This window comes from Pseudomonas sp. CFII64 (assembly GCF_000416235.1).
Taxonomy (GTDB): Bacteria; Pseudomonadota; Gammaproteobacteria; order Pseudomonadales; family Pseudomonadaceae; genus Aquipseudomonas.
The window spans coordinates 172480-189050 of sequence record NZ_ATLO01000051.1; the positions used below are offsets into that span (position 1 = coordinate 172480).

Sequence of the window (16571 nt, forward strand, 5' to 3'; positions counted from 1 at the left end):
ATCCGGATCGCCGAAAAACATTTTGACTTGGCTCTAGCACGGTGTTTACAGCCCGAAAAAAACTAATTGTGCCCCCAATTTTGCCCCCATTCGCACCGGGTGCGCGGGCGATCGCGAATGGCGATTTCCCACGGTCTCAAGTCTGGCAGTGCGTGGATCAGTGTATTTCGTTTGGGGTTCGGTGTGGGCTTGAGGTTTCTTCGCGTAAATAAGTCTATGGTTGTTTGAGATGAAGGTTTGATCGGCCATTTCCATAGCGGCCAGCGGTGCGTTGGCGCCCAATGCCCGTGCTCGAGCATAACCTCGGGTATCACGCCAATCCACAAGATGCGCAACCACTGTTTGCCGATGGGGCTTTGGGGACAGCCGGGCTTTCAACAATGACGCCGGCATGAGCGGTGAGGTGCAACAAGCCTAATCGGAGCAGGTCGGTTTTGGCCCCTATGCGATAACTGCGTGCGAAGCACAGGAATTTGGCAACCTGGGCCGCGCCAAGGATCTCAACTCTTAGAGTATCTCCGCCTTGGCCCCGTGCATATCTGCCTACCCCATGTATGGGGTGCTAGGGATCGAGTATTCGACTCGCTGCGTCCCGGCCATTTAATTCAAGGGGTTGCAGCTTTTTTCTCGCGGCCCCTTTTTTATTTTTAGCATTTTTACCCCTCCAACCGACCAGCCGTTGGCGGGACGTAAGTGCTGCCGATTGGGCGTCCGCAATGTTAGCAAGCGCGTTGTATGGTTACTTAGCACGTCGTCCTCACCTTTTCACCGATTGATCAGGTGCAGCCGTTCAGTTCGTCAAGGGTTAAAACGTCTTCGGCCTGTTCACGCCAGCGACGCACAATGCCCAGCTCTATGTCGAACATGTCCAGTACCCTTCCGACGGTGTGATCGATCATTTCCTCCAGGCTCTTGGGGCGTGCATAGAAGGCGGGCACTGGGGGCGAGATGATGGCTCCAAGCTCGGCCAGTTCGGCCATGCTACGCAGATGATTGCGGTGTAATGGGGTTTCACGAACCATCAAGACCAGGCGTCTGCGCTCCTTGAGTACTACATCGGCGGCGCGGGTCAGGAGGGAGGAGGTAACTCCGCTGGCAATCTCGGACAGGCTTCGAATGGAGCAGGGCGCTATGATCATACCCATGGTCTTGAATGATCCGCTGGCGATAGCGGCACCAATGTCCTGACTGGAATAACTGACGTCGGCCATGGCCTTGAGTTGTGTCCAGCTGATATCGGTTTCGTGGGCGAGGGTGATCATCGCGGACTTACTGACCACCAGATGCGTCTCGATCGGCGTATCGCGCAGCAATTCAAGCAGGCGCACGCCATAAATCGCCCCTGAGGCACCGGAAATCCCGATGATCAATCGCTGTGGGCGGCTATCGCTCATATGCGTTCTCCCAAGGGCTGTGAACCCTCTTTGTAATAAGGAATGGTGCTCAAAGCGGAAGTCAGGGTCTTGCCGATCACTTCGATAAATAATAATGCCGCCGGGGTCAGCGGACGGCGCACGTCATGTACACACATCATCCGACGGCTGATGCCAGGAGCGGCAAGGGGATAGGCACGCAATGCCCCTTGATGTAAACCTCGCTGCAGTACGGTGGCGGGCAGAATACTGACCCAGTCGCTACGCCGCAGAAACTCTTCGATCACAGCTAAGTCATCCACCTCCAGTTGCGGCGTGAGCTCAAGTCCGTCAGCCGCCATTCGTTGGTCGATGACGATTCTCAATCCGTGTCGTCTTGAGGGCAGCACCAGTTTGAGGTCCTGTAGAGCAGTCAAGGGAATCGGCACGGGGCAATTGAGCCGGCGTGCCGCGCCAGCGGCCACCAGCAATTCTTCGTTGAGGATGTCCTGGCAGTGCAGGTGGTCGTGCTGAAAGCTTTGATTGATGACAGCAAAGTCCAGAGTTCCGGCCAATACCTTGTCGATCAGCTCCTGGCTGTAATCTGACGTGACGCACAGTTGCACGTCAGGATGGTACTCGACGAAGTGCGCCAGTGTTGCTGCCAGCGCATGATTGGTCGCTGACGCAATCAGACCGGCATGCACCCGCCCGCCGATCTGCCCACTACGGTCGATGAGCGTTTGTCGTGCTTCGAGAAACTGCCCGAGAATCGGCATGAACAGCCGGTAGGCCTGATCACCGGCTTCTGTTGGGTGCATGCCTTTGGAGCTGCGCTCAAACAGTGTTTGTCCCAGTTCCTCTTCGAGCTTGGCAATCTGCATTGATAGCGCGGGCTGGACGATATTCAGACGTTGCGCAGCCCTTGTTACCGATCCCTCTTCGTAGAGGCAGGTGAAGTATTTCAGTTGGCGCAGCTCCATGGCGATTTTTCCTCATTTATAGGCATCAGCCCAAGGTGCCGACGCTCTGATAAATATGCTTGAGCTCGCTGAAATCCAGCAAGGCATCGACCCCATGCAACCGGCCAAGGCCACTTTTGCGATAACCACCGGTTTCGGCTTCGGCAAACAGCTTGTTGTGATCGTTGATCCACACGGTGCCGTTGCGCAACGCACGTGCCACCCGCCAGGCGCGTGCGCCTTGGTCAGTCCAGACGCTGGCCGAAAGACCAAACTCTGTATGATTAGCCCGTGCGACGGCTTCAGCCTCGTCCTCAAAAGGTTCGATGACCAGCAACGGGCCGAAGATTTCTTCCTGGCAGAAGAACGCACTGCTGTCTCGATGGGTAATCAACGATGGCGCCAGATAAGCGCCTTTGTTCGTCAACCCTTGTGGGCGACCACCTGGAAGCAGGACCTGGTCACAACTGTCCAGCGCCTGAGCGATACGCTGTTCGACCTTATCCCGGGACTGCCAGTCGATCAGGGGCCCCATTTGTGTCGTCGGGTCGGTTCCCGGCCCGATTTTGATAGCAGTCAGCGCTGCTTTGAGCGCGTTTTGCATTTCGTCAAAACGGCTGGAGTGCACGAGAATCCTCCGCGCAGCGGTGCATTGTTGTCCGGAAATAATCGTCGCCGCTGCGGCAAGTCTGGGGGCGATAGCGGTGATATCCGCATCCTCGAATACCAGGCAGCAGGATTTACCCCCCAGTTCCAATGACAGCTTTTTCATCGTCGCGGCGGCGTCCTGCATGATGCGCTGACCGGTTGCCGTTGAACCGGTAAAGCTCAACACGTCGACCTCGGGCGACGCCACCATATAGCTGGCTCCGGCGTGGCCGGTTTCAGCGAACAGATTCACCGCACCGCCGGGCAGTCCCGGCAAACTGAGCAGCGGTTCAAGTATCGCGGCATTGAACAACGCCGTTTGCGGTGCGGGTTTAATCACTATGGTGCAGCCGGCAGCAATGGCTGGTGCCATAGCTCTGATAAGTAATACCGCGGGCGCATTCCACGGGATGATCAGCCCGGCTACGCCTGCTGGCTCGCGCAACATACTGGAAAATTCACCCGGTGCGACTTCCAGAATATGGCCAGGGTTGTGGCGCGCCAGCCCTGCGTAATAGATGATCTCTGAAATGGCCCCGGCTATCTCACCCCGGGATTGAACCAATGCCTTGCCGTTTTCGCGACTCAGCAGTTGCGCCAGTGGTTCATGCCGGCTCTTGAGTTCAACCGCCCAGTCCAGCAGCAGTTGCTGACGCAGGCGCGGATTCTGCGACCACTGTGGATTGGCGAAAGCTGCAGCAGCCGCCGCGACGGCCGCTTGGGCCTGAGCTTCACCGCCATCGGCGAAACGACCGATGACTTCGCCAGTGGATGGGTCGAGGCTATCAGCCCACTGGTTGTCATGAGTCCAGTGGCCATCGATGAAATGTTGGCTTTGCATGAGTGCTCCCGGGTACAGGATCAATGGGTGACCGAGCCGCCGTCGACCACGATGGTCTGGCCGCTCATGAAGTCGCTGTCGGCGCTGCTGAGGAACAGCAATGCGCCGATCAAATCCTCAGGCACTGCCTCCCGCTTGATGCAGCGGCTGGCAATATTGGCTTTGACAATTGCCTCGGCCCAGTCGGCATTGGCCTGCACATTAGCGCTCATGGTCAAACCGGGCGCCAGGCAGTTACAGCGGATGCCCGCATCGCCCACTTCGCGGGCAATGGAGCGCGTCATGGCAATGATCGCGCCCTTGGAGGCGACGTAGGCCAGCATCATGGGCGCTCCTTTGAACGCGGTAGCCGACGCAATGTTGACGATTTTGCCGTAGCCCTGCTGGCGCATGACTGGCAACACTGCCTTGGCGCATTCGAAAGAGCCGCGCACGTTGACGGTCATGATCCGGTCCCATTCAGCGGATTCGGTTTGCTCGAAGGGCTTGAGTTGCAGGGTGGCAAACAGCGCGGCGTTGTTGACCAGGATATGTATCCCGGCGAAAGCTTCCAGTGCAGCACTGACCATCGCCTGCACTGCGGCGCCGTCGGTGACGTCACAGGCGACTGCCAGTGCCGTGCCGCCTTTGGCACGGATTGCGCTGGCCGTTTCATCTGGGGCGTGCAAGTCGCATAACACTACCTTGGCACCCTCGGCAGCCAAGGCCAGCGCATAAGTGGCGCCGATACCCTGAGCTGCCCCGGTGACGATGGCCACTTTCTCGTTGAGCCGATTCATGACGTTACCCTCTTATTGTTATTGGCCGCCGATCACCGTCGGTTACGGATGAGTTGCGGCATCCCGTTATCTGCATCGAGTCTGATAGATAGTCATGCGCTGCGCCTTGCCCTGAGCACCGGAATTTAGCGCCACAGTCGGCAGATTTGCCTTGCAGTCTGATCCACGTTCGAGTGGCGGGTACCGGTTGCATGCAGAAGTTATTGCTGATGGTTCGTATCAATATTTCTTAGTAGGCAAGAGCTGCAAAGGCCTGTTTAGCTTGATTGCAATCGAAGCCGCCAATGCAGTGGTTTCGTCCGACACAACAACAAAAAATCGGAGAGACACCATGGGATCCAGCTGGCTAGTGCTGTCCATCACGCTCATATACATGTTCGCCCTCGCTGTGATCAGCTACGCGGTACGCCGCCATTCCCGCAGCGCCGCCAACTACACCACGGGGGGCAGCCATTTCCCGGCAGTGTTGATCGGCTTTCTGATGATGTCTGAATTCATCGGCACTACGGCCAGTGTCGGTACGGCGCAGGCGGCCTATACATCGGGTATTTCTGCTGCCTGGAATCTGGCATCGCTCGGCGTTGGTTTTGTGTTGTTCTCGCTGCTGCTGGCGCGCAAGTACCGCGAGCTGGGCGAGAACACCATTTCCGGCGCATTGGCTCGCACCTATGGCGAACCTGTGCGTTTCGCGACGTCAGTGATCATGATCTTCGCCTTGATGATCGTTGCCGTGTCGGTGTATGCCAGCGGTGGCGCGGTTTTGGCGGGGTTGCTCGGTATAGGTAAAGCGCCGGCGATTGTCATTACAGGTGTGGTGGCGGTGATTTTTGTCAGCGTCGGCGGCATGCGCTCGGTGGTGTACACCAACTTCCTCCACGCGCTGATCAAATACCTAGGGATCATTCTTACGCTGGGGTTTGCCTTGAGCCGCGTCGGCGGTATGGAGGCTTTGCTGGAAAAACTGCCGGCCCCCATGCTCACTGTCGACAATGTCGGCTGGAGCCAGATCATGGCGTGGATGGTTGCAGGGATTGGTGCGACCTTCGCCACGCAGTATGTGATTCAGGCGGTAAATACCGTCAGCAATGGTGACAAGGCGCGCCATGCGGCCTTCTATTGCGCGGTCATGCTGGTGCCTTTCGGAATCTGCGCGGCACTGATCGGCATGTGCAGTCGCGTGCTTTTCCCGGCAATTCCGCCGTTGCTGGCGTTCCCAGCGTTGATCGGTGAGATGGACAGCATCATGGCCGGTGTCGTCGTGGCGGGGTTGGCCGGCTCCCTGTTTGGCACCATTTCCGCGCTGACCATGGGTATTGCTACCTTGGCGCTTAAAGATTTCTATCAGCCGTTTTTCAACAAAACCAGTCAGGTGAAGCGTGACCTGGTCTTCGTCAAGACGGCCACGGTAATAGCGGGCTTGTTGCCCATCAGCCTGGCTATTTTTGCCTCCGGAGTGCTGGAAGTGACCTTCCTCGCCAAGGCGCTTCGCGCTTCCCTCGCCGTGCTGGTCGTGATGGTGTTTTACGCCCCGACGTTCGGTACCCGGCGCGGCGCTTTCCTGAGCATCATCGCGTCACTGATTGTGACCGTGGGTTGGTTCCTGATGGGCAATCCTTACGGAATCGACAACGCCTATGTGGCCCTGGCGACGCCGCTGGTGATCATGACGTTGAGCCACATCATGCGCCGGGGTGAGGAAGCTCCCCTGCAGACCGAACCGTCTCTGGAAAAGTCTGAAGGAGTTCACTCATGAAGATGTCTGGAGCCCAGGCCATCATCGAGGTTCTCAAACGCGAAGGCGTTCGGCACCTGTTTGGTGTTCCCGGCGAAAATTTCACGCCGATGATGGACGCCTTGTACGACGAACCGTCCATTGCGTTCATCGTTGGTCGCCAGGAAGGTGGCGCGGCGTTCATGGCTGAAGCTTATGCTGGAGCCGGTGGCGGGGTGGGTGTGGTTCTGGGCGCACGGGCCGTGGGTGCTACCAATCTGAGTATCGGTGTGCATACGGCGATGGAAAACTCCACGCCCATGGTGGTGTTGCTCGGCCAGCTGGATTCAAGGTTCCGTGGTCGCGAAGGTTTCCAGGAAGTCGATCTGGATCGTATGTTCGCCCCGTTGTGCAAATGGTCGGTGGAAGTAAGCAATGCACAACGCTTGCCGGATATCCTGCAGCGGGCCTTCCATCTCGCGCGCAGCGGCAGGCCTGGTCCGGTGGTGGTTTCCCTGACCGAGGATGCTTTGCACGATGAGCTGCAAGCACATTTCAGTGAGCCTCTGGCTATCAGCCGACCGCGTCCTTCACCTGACGAAGTGAGCGGTTTTGTGCGGCGACTGGCTGAGGCCCGGCGTCCGGTGATCATCGCCGGGGCAGGGGTCAAGCGTGCTGGGGCCGAAGCGCTGCTGGTGCAGTTCGCCGAACGTTGTGCGATTCCGGTACTGGCTGCATGGCGCCGTCACGATGTTTTCCCCAATGGTCATCGGTTGTATTGCGGGCACCTGCAAATGGGGACTCATCCGGCGTTGGTCGATACCCTGCGCCAGGCTGACATGCTGATTGTTATTGGCGCGAGGCTTAACGAGATCACCACCCAGAATTACGCGGCGGTGAGTGTCGGGCAGCGCATCCTGCAAATTGACATCGACGACCGCATGCTGGGCAAGGCCTACCCCATCGAACAAGGCATTGTTGCCGATGCAAACCAGGCCCTTGAAGCGCTGCTGGAGCACACATTCGCTGTGCCGTCGGAGGGCTGGGCGCAATCGCGACGCGCCGTCTACGAAGACGTTACCAGGCTGATCGTCGAACCTCATGAGGATTACGTCGACAATTGGCAGATCATTCGCGAGTTGCGAGCACAATTGCCGGACGATGCGATCCTGACCAATGACGCCGGGAACTTTGCAGGCTGGATGCATACGTTCTTCAGCTTTCGCCAGACCAATACCTATGTCGGTGCTGCTTCAGGTGCCATGGGCTATGGCATGCCGGCCGCCCTCGGCGTGCAGCTGGCTCATCCAGACAAAACCGTGGTTTCCCTGTCCGGCGATGGCGGTTTGATGATGACCATTCAGGAACTGGAAACCGCAGTGCGCCTGAAGCTGCCGATCATTGCCCTGGTGTTCAACAACAACATGTACGGCTCGATCCGCATGCATCAGGAAAAAGCCCACCCTGGGCGGGTGATTGGCTCGGATCTGGGTAACCCTGATTTCGTACTGTTGGCCCAGGCATTTGGTGCACAGGGTTTGCGCGTTACCAATGACGCTGCCTTTGCCAACGCCTTGCGGGTCGCGCTTGCGGCCTCGGGTCCGGTTCTGATCGAAATTGTCTCCGATCCGCAACGCATCTCCGTGCGCCAGACCATAGATCAGATCCGCCAATCAGGTATCCGGCAATGAGCGCGGGGGCCGACATGGACAGTGCAGGTATCGAGCTCGATCAATCGACCGTTTCTGCACAAGCCTGGGGCGCCGGCAGCGGCACCGGAAGAGCGGCGAAGCTCAAACAACGGCTACCCACTTTCAGCTTTCTAGAAAAAGCAGCTCGACGAAGAATTCCGGGTTTCGCGTTCGACTTTGTGGATGGCGGGACAGGGGAGCATCTGGCGGCCGCGTGCAATCGCAATGCGTTGGACGCGGTCCAGATCATCCCCCGTTATGGGGCTAGCGCAGTTGTGAATACTGAAATTGAGCTGTTTGGGCGGCGCTACGCCAGCCCCATCGGTATTGCTCCGGTCGGGGTTGACGGCTTGGTATGGCCGGGGGCAACTCAGTTGTTGGCCAAGGCTGCGCAGCGGGCACGGATTCCCTACATCACCGGTACGCTGGCCAGCGGTTCACTGGAAGAGGTGGCGCGACTCTGCCCCGACAATGTCTGGCTGCAGCTTTATGGTCTTCCAAGGGATGAGCATCGGGTCACGTTCGATCTGATCCGGCGTGCCGAAGACTGTGGTGTGCATGTGCTGGTCGCCACCCTGGATGCACCGGTGCGCGCCAAGCGGCCTCGGGATTTGCACAACGGCCTGATCGTTCCGTTTCGCATGACGCCGCGCACCGTCTGGCAAGTGGCGATGTCACGGCACTGGGCGCAAGCGTTGCTCAAGAACGGCGCACCGGGGTTTCCCAATATCGAGCGCTATGTCGGCGGCGGTAGCGGCATGGCAGCAACCGCTGGTTTCGTGCAGCGCGAAATCAAAGGCACCTTTGATTGGGAGACGTTGGCGCGCATGCGCGACGCGTGGCCCAGGGCACTGGTGGTCAAAGGGGTGTTGCATCCGGACGATGCCGAACGCGCGATCAGTCTCGGTATCGACGGGGTTCTTGTCTCCAATCATGGCGGGCGCCAATCCGAGGCTGCGCCACCTTCCATCGATATGTTGCCAAGTATCGCCCGGGTCGTAGGAGCGCGCGCCACCGTACTCTTCGACAGTGGCATTCGTAGTGGTCTGGATATCGCGCGTGCCATGGCATTGGGGGCTCATGGCACCTTTTGCGGGCGAGCGTTTCTCTATGGCCTCGCAGCGCTGGGGAGCGAGGGTCCTGACCATGTAGCGCAATTGCTTGACGACGAACTGCGTACAGCTCTGGCGCAGAACGGTGCCTACAACTGCGCGCAGCTACGTAGTGCTGCCGTGCGTCATCCTGCCGCCTGGCAGGCTTGATCGTTTGTGATCAAGGCCATCGATAACAATTTCAATAGCGAGATTACCCATGTCAAATGACCAAACTGCTGATTTCAACCCACTGCCGCCCGGTGCCACCTTGCGTGGCTGGCTGGATCATTTGCAAAGCAGCCAGCGCCTGACGCTGGTCGAGGCTGGTACGGCGTTGCGCTTTGGCGTAGCGGCAGTCGCCAATCGTCTGGATGGCCAGAGTGCTTCGCTGTTTATTGCCCCCGACCAGCACGAAATCCCGGTGGTTTCCGGCTTGCTCTCGGACCGTCTGTGGATGGCTGAAGCCATGGGTGTCAAACCCGCCGAGGTGCTCAACCGCTTTCAGGATGCCAGTCTCAACCCCATTGCCGGTCAGGAAGTGCCGGATGCTCCGTGTCAGACCGTGGTGCACCATCAAGTGGATCTGTTGACGCAGCTGCCCATCCCGACCCACAACGAGCATGACAGCGGGGCCTACATCACGGCGGGTCTGCTGATTACCCGCAATCCGCGCACCGGTATCCAGAACGTCTCTATCCACCGGCTGCAAGTCAGTTCGGCCAATCGCCTGGGCGCGCTGTTGTTGCCGCGACATGCCCTGGCGTTCTTTCAGGAGGTCGAAGGCACGGGAGAGGATCTGGAAGTTGCGGTGGTGATCGGTGCAGACCCTCTGACCCTTCTGGCTTCTCAGGCCATCGTGCCCATCGATCACGATGAGCTGGAAATCGCCGGGGCGCTGCATGGACGTCCGCTGCGGCTGGTGCGCTGCGTGACCAATCGGATTCGTGTCCCGGCCGATGCGGAGATCGTTCTGGAGGGACGCCTGCTGGCTAACGTACGTGAGCTGGAAGGACCTTTTGGAGAATTTCCGCAGTACTACGGCGAACGTGCCGAACGCCACGTAATTGAGGTAGACGCCATCACTCACCGGCTGGCGCCGATTTTCCACACCATCGTTGGCGGCGGGCTGGAGCATCTGTTGTTGGGCGGCATTCCTCGGGAGGCAACGCTGCTGGCCCATCTGCGGCGCAGTTTCCCAGGGGTTCGTGACGTGCATCTGGCCAAGGGCGGAGTTTGCCGTTATCACCTTTACGTGCAGCTGGATAAACGCTCCGAGGGTGAAGCGAAGAATGTGATTTTAGGCGCGTTCGGCGGTCACTACGACCTCAAGCACGTGGTGGTGGTCGACCTCGATGTGGACATTCACAACCCGACCGAAGTGGAGTGGGCGATTGCCACGCGCTTTCAGGCCGACCGTGATCTGGTTCTCGTGCATGAGACCCAGGGTTCGAAGCTCGATCCATCAACCCGCGACGGAGTCGGCTCGAAGATGGGCTACGACGCCACGGTGCCGTTGTCTGCGCCAGAGATGCGCTTCACTCGCATTCGCGTGCCTGGCGAAGCAGAGGTCGACCTGGACGCAGTGACGCGCCCGGCACCTGTAGATTGGCAGCGCCTATTCTGACTCAGCAAGCCGTTATGACTTTCTGAATGAGGCGCCGCTAAACTTGCGGCGCCGTGCTTAGGACCTGCCCGATCAGGGCTTTCCTGCACCATTGCCGGGCTGCCACAGGTACGGCGGTTTAGTGCCGTTGATGCGCCAGTCACCGATAATCCGCGCTTTATAAATCGACTAGTCGCGCTTCGTGCCTATCATCACGAACAGCGCGCGGGCGATCTGATCGCTCTTATTGCGCCAGGCGTGGCGGGTTCCATGCTGGATGACGACCTCGCCGGGGCGGATCAGTTTTTGTTCGCCATTGTCCAGTTCCAGCCAGAGTTCGCCTTGGAGCAGGATGCCGTAGTCGATGGTCGGGGTCGTGTGCATGCCCGGATGGTCCGGTTCGAAGCATTCGAACAGGCCGGGCAGGGCGCCGCCCAGTTCCTCGATCATCTGTCCGACATCCGTCGGGTTCTGCATCACGGTGTCCGGTGGAAAATCATAGATTGCCAGACTGGTTTCGCCCGGCCCGGGCACCAAGGAAGGGTGTCCCAGGGTAGGGTCCTGCTGCGCGCCGAACGTTCCGGCCGTTGAGCCGGTGGACCACAGGTGCGCCATGGCATGGCCGGGAATGGACTCAAAGGCGCAAGACCGTGGTGCGGCGTCATCGCTGATGAATACGGACTGACCCGCAGAATCCAGGCCGGTGACGACTCTTCGAATTTTCATGGCATTTCCAGGTTCGGTGGGCGGGCATCACCGTGCCCGCCGTTGTTGACGGGTTTCGTTAATGTCAGGGGCAGATGACGTAATTGCTGAAGCCGCCATGTCGATTTTCGATACCGGTAATCGCGTCGTTCACTTTTTCCAGGTTGAAGGCGGTGTTTTCGAAGAATGAAAGATCCAGCGTGCCGGATTCCACCATGTCCGCCATGGCTTGTCCTTGCCCAGTGGTGAACCAGGCCGAACCGCTGATCTGGATGTCGTTGTCCATGATCCAGTGCAGGTCGATCGGCACGTCACCGGCAATGGCGCCGATGTTGACCAGATGCCCGCCGCGGTGAATGGACTTGAGGGCTTGGGTCAGGGTTTCGTGTGGTGCCCCTGGGCCCAAGGCATCGATAACGACGTCGACACCTTCACCGTGGGTGACTTCGCTAACCCACTCGTTGGTTGGAACCGTACCCAGTGTGTGGATCTCAATTCGACCTGGCGCGGCGAGATCTTTCACCCGCTGGAAGAGCTCCTGGTTGCGGGCCGTGCCGAGAATCTTGCGAACGCCCATCGCCAGCGCCAGTGCGACGGCGCCCAAACCGAGCGTGCCACTGATGCCATTGATCAGCAGGGTGGTGCCAGGCCCGACACTGGCCTTGAGCATTGCCTTGTAGGCGGTACCCAGGTAGCCCAGTCGCGCGGCCGTCTCAAAGCTGAGGTTGTCGGGTAGTTTCACCAGGCTGTATTGCGGAGCAGGGATGTACTCGCAAAGGCCGCCGTAGGGGTAGTCTTCGAACATGCGCGAGCTTTTTGGCGTGAAGCCGAAATAGCCATTGAAGGTATAGGCAGTGCAAGCGATGGCATTGCCCGCACGACAAGCCCGGCAGGAGCCGCAGTGGCGGCCCGGATTGACGTAGACCCGGTCACCGACCTTGAAGTCGTAGACCTGTTCGCCTACTGCCTCGATGACTCCTGTGGGGTCCAGTCCGAAAGTCGCCGGCAGTTTCGGCAGGGGATTCTGGGGGAACCATTTGACCCAGTTGGTCAGAATGTTATGGAGGTTCGGGACGATTCCGCATGCCTTGATCTTGACCAGCACTTCAGTCGGACGGATTCCCGGTACGGGTAATTGCTCGATGACCATGGGTTTGCCGCCTTCATAAAGGCGTGCGGCGCGCATCGTTTTTGCAGTCATGATGTTCTCCGATACTCATATTATTTTTGTCGTAGTGCGTAACCCGTGGAGCTCGCTTCAAAGCCTTGTATCAACGCAACCCGTCTTCGCCCTTCACCTCGGCAGCGCTCAAGCCGCCCAGTCGCGCATGAACCCTGCCACCGGTGGCCATGGCCAGGCTAAAAGCGATTTCGCCGCGGCGGGGGCCATCCCACACGGTCATTTCCGCCACACCGAAGTGGCTGCGAACATAGGCCGCCTGGATATGCCCCAGCGGGATCATCACCCGGCAGCCAGGGCCACCGATGGTCTTGCCCGCCGGAACGATTGCCTTGGGATTGCCCAACGCTTCGCGCATCGCCCACCCACCGGCTTCGTGCCAGACCGCTCCGTGTTCCAGTTCGCCGTCTTCACCGACGATGGCGCCCTTGCCGTAGGCCTGTATTTGCGCGACGCCGCCCAGAGCATTGATCAGTTGCTCAGACAGTTGCGCACCTAATCCCCTGAGTTCCTGCATGAACGGCAACAAGTTTTCTTCATACCTCCCGGCGTAGGGATTGGCGACCACGGCGGTGGCGACCGCAATGCGCAACGGGGCAGACCCACGCGGGCCTCCCTCGTGGAAGATCTCTTCGACGTCCAGCTTGATCTTGCGAACCATCACCAGCGACATGCTTGCCTCCAGAACCAGGAGCCTCAAGGGACTCGTTATTTTTTTTCGCGACCTTTTGCATTATGCATTTAATGATGTATGGTGCAAGAAATTAGTTTTTGTGCATAAAAAAGAGGAAAAGAACATGAAGCTGATTTCGTACCGCAAAGAAGGGAAGGCCCATTTTGGTGCTGTGTCAGGTGACGGGGTGGTCGAGCTGACACGTCGTTTTGCGCAGGTTCCGGACCTGGCTTCCTTTCTGGCCAATCGACTGCTGGTACAGGAGGCCCGCGAGATCGTAGAGACCGTCCAGCCCGACTATTCGCTCTCCAGCGTGCAACTGGAGGCCGTCATACCCAATCCCGGCAAGGTGATCTGCGTGGGCATCAACTACGTGGCTCACGCCGAAGAGGCTGGCAGGAAGGTCGGGGAATTCCCGGTGATATTCCAGCGGTTTGCAGAAACACTACTGCCTCACGGTGAACCTCTGGTCAGGCCAAAAGTCTCGGAGCAGTTCGATTTCGAAGCTGAACTGGCCGTCGTCATTGGTAAAGGTGGCGCGCACATCGATCCGGCCGATGCTATGGACCATGTGGCGGGTTACACCTGTTTCAATGATGCCAGCGTTAGAGATTGGCAGTTCCATACGCACCAGTACGGTATGGGCAAGACGTTCAGGAAAACCGGCGCACTGGGCCCTTGGGTCATTCCAGCAGCGGAAATTTCCGATTACCGTAAGCTGGTGGTGCGGGGTGTTCTCAACGGCGAACAACTGCAGGAAGGCAGCCTCTCGGAGTTGGCTTTCGACATTCCGCATTTGATCTCCTACGTGTCCAAGGCGCTGCCGTGGAACCCGGGCGACATTCTAGCAACCGGCACGCCGAGCGGGATCGGCTTCAAGCGCAAACCGCCGATTTTCCTGAAACCCGGTGATGTGTTCGAAGTGGTCATCACTGAAATCGGGACGCTATCGAACGGCGTTATTGACGAAGCCTGAGCGTTGTCCTCTACACAATCATAAAAAAACTGGAGGTTCCACATGCCCGCGTTACCCACTATCAATTTCACCCATTCCGGTGTGTTCTGCTCAGACCTGGATCGGATGGTCGATTTCTACTGTCGCGTCCTGGGTTTCATCGTCAGCGATGAAGGCGTGGCCTCGACTGGGCATCGCCTGTTCTTCATGACGCAGAATCCGGAGCTGCATCATCAGGTCGTGCTCTTCGATGGTAAGCCTGTCGATCTGCCGTTCAACCCGATCAATCAACTGTCGTTCCTGCTCAATTCGTTGGATGACCTGAAGACCTACTACCAATTCGCCAAAAAAAGCGGCATTGAAGGCATCGCCCAAGTGGATCATGGGAATGCCTGGTCGATTTACTTCAAAGACCCTGAAGGCAACCCCGTCGAAATGTATGTCGATACACCGTTCTATAGCGCTCAGCCGTGCAAGGAGCCACTGGATCTCGAACTGGCGAGCGAGGTCATCCTGGCCCAGACCGAGGCGATGTGCAGACGTCGTCCAGGGTTCCAGACGCGCGCACAATGGATGGACTCCATTCGCGCGAGAATTGAAGAACAGCGGGTCCGAATCGCCTGACCGTTCCGTCCGGTACAGATGAAGCCTGGTTGATGGGCAGGAGTACCTATCGACATCAACCAGCATTCGCAATCTACAACTACAAGAAGCGGAGTAGACGATGGACTACGATGTCATCATTGTTGGAATGGGACCGGTGGGTGCCTTGTGCGCCAACCTGGCCGGTCTGTGGGGGCTCAATGCCTTAGTCGTGGACAAGTCCGAAACGGTCTATGCCAACCCACGGGCTATGGGCTTTGACCATGAGGTAATGCGCGTCTTCGGCAATATCGGCCTGTCTGACGACATTGCCGAACATGTCATGCCTTATCGACCCTCGGAATACCGCACGACCGGTTCGCAGTTGATCAAGCGCATTGACGCTGCCAAGCCGCCTTTTCCACTGGGTTGGGCGCCAAACTATGTGTTTTCCCAGCCTCCGGTGGAGCGTGCACTTCGCGAAAAAATTGCCCGTTTCAAATCGGTAACCGTTGAGCTTGGCTCCGAGGTGCTGTCGGTCGACTCCGCCGAGTCCCAGGCTAATGTGCGCATCAAGGCGAAGGACGGGAACGACCGTACGGTCACGGCAGCCCATGTGCTGGCCTGCGATGGCGGCACCAGTCCGATCCGCACCCGCTTGGGGTTGAAGATGGACGACCTGGCGTTCGACGAGCCGTGGCTGGTGGTCGATGTGATCCTCAACGAAGGGGCGGGGGAGGAGCTTCCGAAAACCAACATCCAGTTCTGCGAACTAGCCAGGCCGTGCACCTTTGTCGTCGGCCCCGGGCGACATCGTCGGTGGGAGTTCATGATCAATCCGGACGAGCAGCCTTCGGAAATCTCACAACCTGAAACGATCAAGAAGCTGATTGCACGCTGGTTGCCGGAGCAGGACTATCAGTTATGGCGGGCGTCGGCCTACCGATTCCATGCATTGATCCTCGAGCAATGGAAAGCCGACCGGGTGTTCTTCCTCGGGGACGCGGCCCACATGACGCCGCCATTCCTGGCACAAGGCATGTGCCAAGGGATTCGCGATGCTTTGAACCTGGTCTGGAAAATCGCCCTGGTGAAAGAGGGGCTGGCGGCTCCGGATTTCCTGGAGACGTATCAAATCGAGCGTATCCCTCATGTGCGCCAGACCACCCTGGCGGCCAAGGAATTCGGCGGTGTGATCTGCGAGCGCGACAGCGAAAGAGCGGCGAACCGGGATGCACGGCTGATCGAACATATGAAGGAGAACCCAGGCGGAACCATCCGGCAATCGCTGATCCCCGGCCTGTCCCTGGGGTTTATCGCACAAGTGTCGCCGGCCGGTGAGCTGTTTCCCCAGCCAATGGTGATCAACCATGCCGGCAAGCAGGCCCTGCTTGATGAGTTTACCGGCCAGGCGTTTCGTGTGGTCGTTGCCCCCGGCTTCGATGCCACTGCGTTGTTGAGGTGTCTGCGTAGCAGCCAGTCGCTCAAAGGCTTGCCTATACATGTCGTGCGGTTGGTCAACCCTGAGCAATCAGGCGCTCGCGCGGCTGATGAGTATCAGGAAGTCGATGGGCTGTTGGCGCAATGGCTGGAGCAGCGAGGATGCAATGTGGTGATCGTGCGGCCCGATCACTACGTGTATGGCGGGGCGGTCACGGTGGCCTGGGCCATGGAGTTGCTCGAGGGCATGGAGCTTGCGCTGTGGTGCAGGCCGCCGCAGAAATCCACGCCGGCTCAAGGTGGTGTTTGTGATAAGACGATCAGGTTCGCACAGGTTTAAAGCCTGAAAGGCAAC

14 protein-coding genes are annotated in these 16571 nt (G+C 58.5%); 7 read left to right on the forward strand and 7 right to left on the reverse strand.

From position 1 onward, the window contains the following. Nucleotides 1–776 precede the first annotated feature (776 nt). The 4 genes from CFII64_RS26375 to CFII64_RS26390 are packed head-to-tail and all read right to left on the reverse strand — an operon-like array spanning nt 777 to nt 4582. On the reverse strand, nt 777–1394 hold the full coding sequence (locus CFII64_RS26375; protein ID WP_020293926.1) for a UbiX family flavin prenyltransferase: 618 nt from the start codon (nt 1392–1394) through the stop codon (nt 777–779). Continuing rightward, nucleotides 1391–2335, reverse strand: a complete 945-nt coding sequence (locus tag CFII64_RS26380; protein ID WP_020293927.1) for a LysR family transcriptional regulator — start codon at nt 2333–2335, stop codon at nt 1391–1393. Before CFII64_RS26380 ends, CFII64_RS26375 begins: the two co-directional genes overlap by 4 nt. A gap of 25 nt (nt 2336–2360) precedes the next feature. Next, nucleotides 2361–3803: an aldehyde dehydrogenase family protein gene (locus tag CFII64_RS26385; protein ID WP_020293928.1), complete on the reverse strand. Its 1443-nt coding sequence runs from the start codon at nt 3801–3803 to the stop codon at nt 2361–2363. A gap of 20 nt (nt 3804–3823) precedes the next feature. Further along, nucleotides 3824–4582 carry an SDR family NAD(P)-dependent oxidoreductase gene (locus CFII64_RS26390; protein WP_020293929.1) on the reverse strand — a complete coding sequence of 253 codons (759 nt, stop codon included), beginning with the start codon at nt 4580–4582 and terminating at the stop codon, nt 3824–3826. 373 nt (nt 4583–4955) lie between these two features. Here CFII64_RS26390 and CFII64_RS26395 point away from each other — a divergent pair, with 373 nt between their 5' ends. From CFII64_RS26395 to CFII64_RS26410, 4 genes are read left to right on the forward strand one after another with little or no spacing between them, the layout of a single operon-like run. Next, complete coding sequence (locus CFII64_RS26395; protein ID WP_020293931.1) at nt 4956–6335, forward strand: sodium:solute symporter family protein; 1380 nt, start codon at nt 4956–4958, stop codon at nt 6333–6335. Continuing rightward, a complete protein-coding gene (locus tag CFII64_RS26400; RefSeq protein WP_020293932.1) occupies nt 6332–7984 on the forward strand; it encodes a thiamine pyrophosphate-dependent enzyme in 1653 nt (550 codons plus the stop codon). Before CFII64_RS26395 ends, CFII64_RS26400 begins: the two co-directional genes overlap by 4 nt. Then, the gene (locus tag CFII64_RS26405) at nt 7981–9246 is read left to right on the forward strand and encodes an alpha-hydroxy acid oxidase (protein ID WP_020293933.1); all 1266 of its coding nucleotides are present in this window, start codon (nt 7981–7983) and stop codon (nt 9244–9246) included. Before CFII64_RS26400 ends, CFII64_RS26405 begins: the two co-directional genes overlap by 4 nt. Before the next feature lie 49 nt (nt 9247–9295). Next, nucleotides 9296–10702 carry a UbiD family decarboxylase gene (locus tag CFII64_RS26410; RefSeq protein WP_020293934.1) on the forward strand — a complete coding sequence of 469 codons (1407 nt, stop codon included), beginning with the start codon at nt 9296–9298 and terminating at the stop codon, nt 10700–10702. Nucleotides 10703–10870: 168 nt separating this feature from the next. Here CFII64_RS26410 and CFII64_RS26415 read toward each other — a convergent pair whose 3' ends face one another. The 3 genes from CFII64_RS26415 to CFII64_RS26425 all read right to left on the reverse strand — a co-directional run bounded on the left by CFII64_RS26415 (nt 10871) and on the right by CFII64_RS26425 (nt 13239). Further along, nucleotides 10871–11407 carry a cupin domain-containing protein gene (locus CFII64_RS26415; protein ID WP_020293935.1) on the reverse strand — a complete coding sequence of 179 codons (537 nt, stop codon included), beginning with the start codon at nt 11405–11407 and terminating at the stop codon, nt 10871–10873. 64 nt (nt 11408–11471) lie between these two features. After that, nucleotides 11472–12587: an alcohol dehydrogenase catalytic domain-containing protein gene (locus tag CFII64_RS26420; RefSeq protein WP_020293936.1), complete on the reverse strand. Its 1116-nt coding sequence runs from the start codon at nt 12585–12587 to the stop codon at nt 11472–11474. Between the two features lie 70 nt (nt 12588–12657). Beyond that, nucleotides 12658–13239 (reverse strand): amino acid synthesis family protein, encoded by a 582-nt coding sequence (locus CFII64_RS26425; RefSeq protein WP_020293937.1) that lies wholly within the window; start codon nt 13237–13239, stop codon nt 12658–12660. Between the two features lie 124 nt (nt 13240–13363). On the opposite strand from CFII64_RS26425, the gene CFII64_RS26430 reads away from it, so the two are divergent. From CFII64_RS26430 to CFII64_RS26440, 3 genes are all read left to right on the forward strand, one after another. Continuing rightward, nucleotides 13364–14215, forward strand: a complete 852-nt coding sequence (locus tag CFII64_RS26430; protein WP_020293938.1) for a fumarylacetoacetate hydrolase family protein — start codon at nt 13364–13366, stop codon at nt 14213–14215. A 42-nt stretch (nt 14216–14257) separates the two neighbouring features. Next, on the forward strand, nt 14258–14818 hold the full coding sequence (locus CFII64_RS26435) for a VOC family protein (RefSeq protein WP_020293939.1): 561 nt from the start codon (nt 14258–14260) through the stop codon (nt 14816–14818). A gap of 100 nt (nt 14819–14918) precedes the next feature. After that, a complete protein-coding gene (locus CFII64_RS26440; protein ID WP_020293940.1) occupies nt 14919–16556 on the forward strand; it encodes a bifunctional 3-(3-hydroxy-phenyl)propionate/3-hydroxycinnamic acid hydroxylase in 1638 nt (545 codons plus the stop codon). Nucleotides 16557–16571 lie beyond the last annotated feature (15 nt).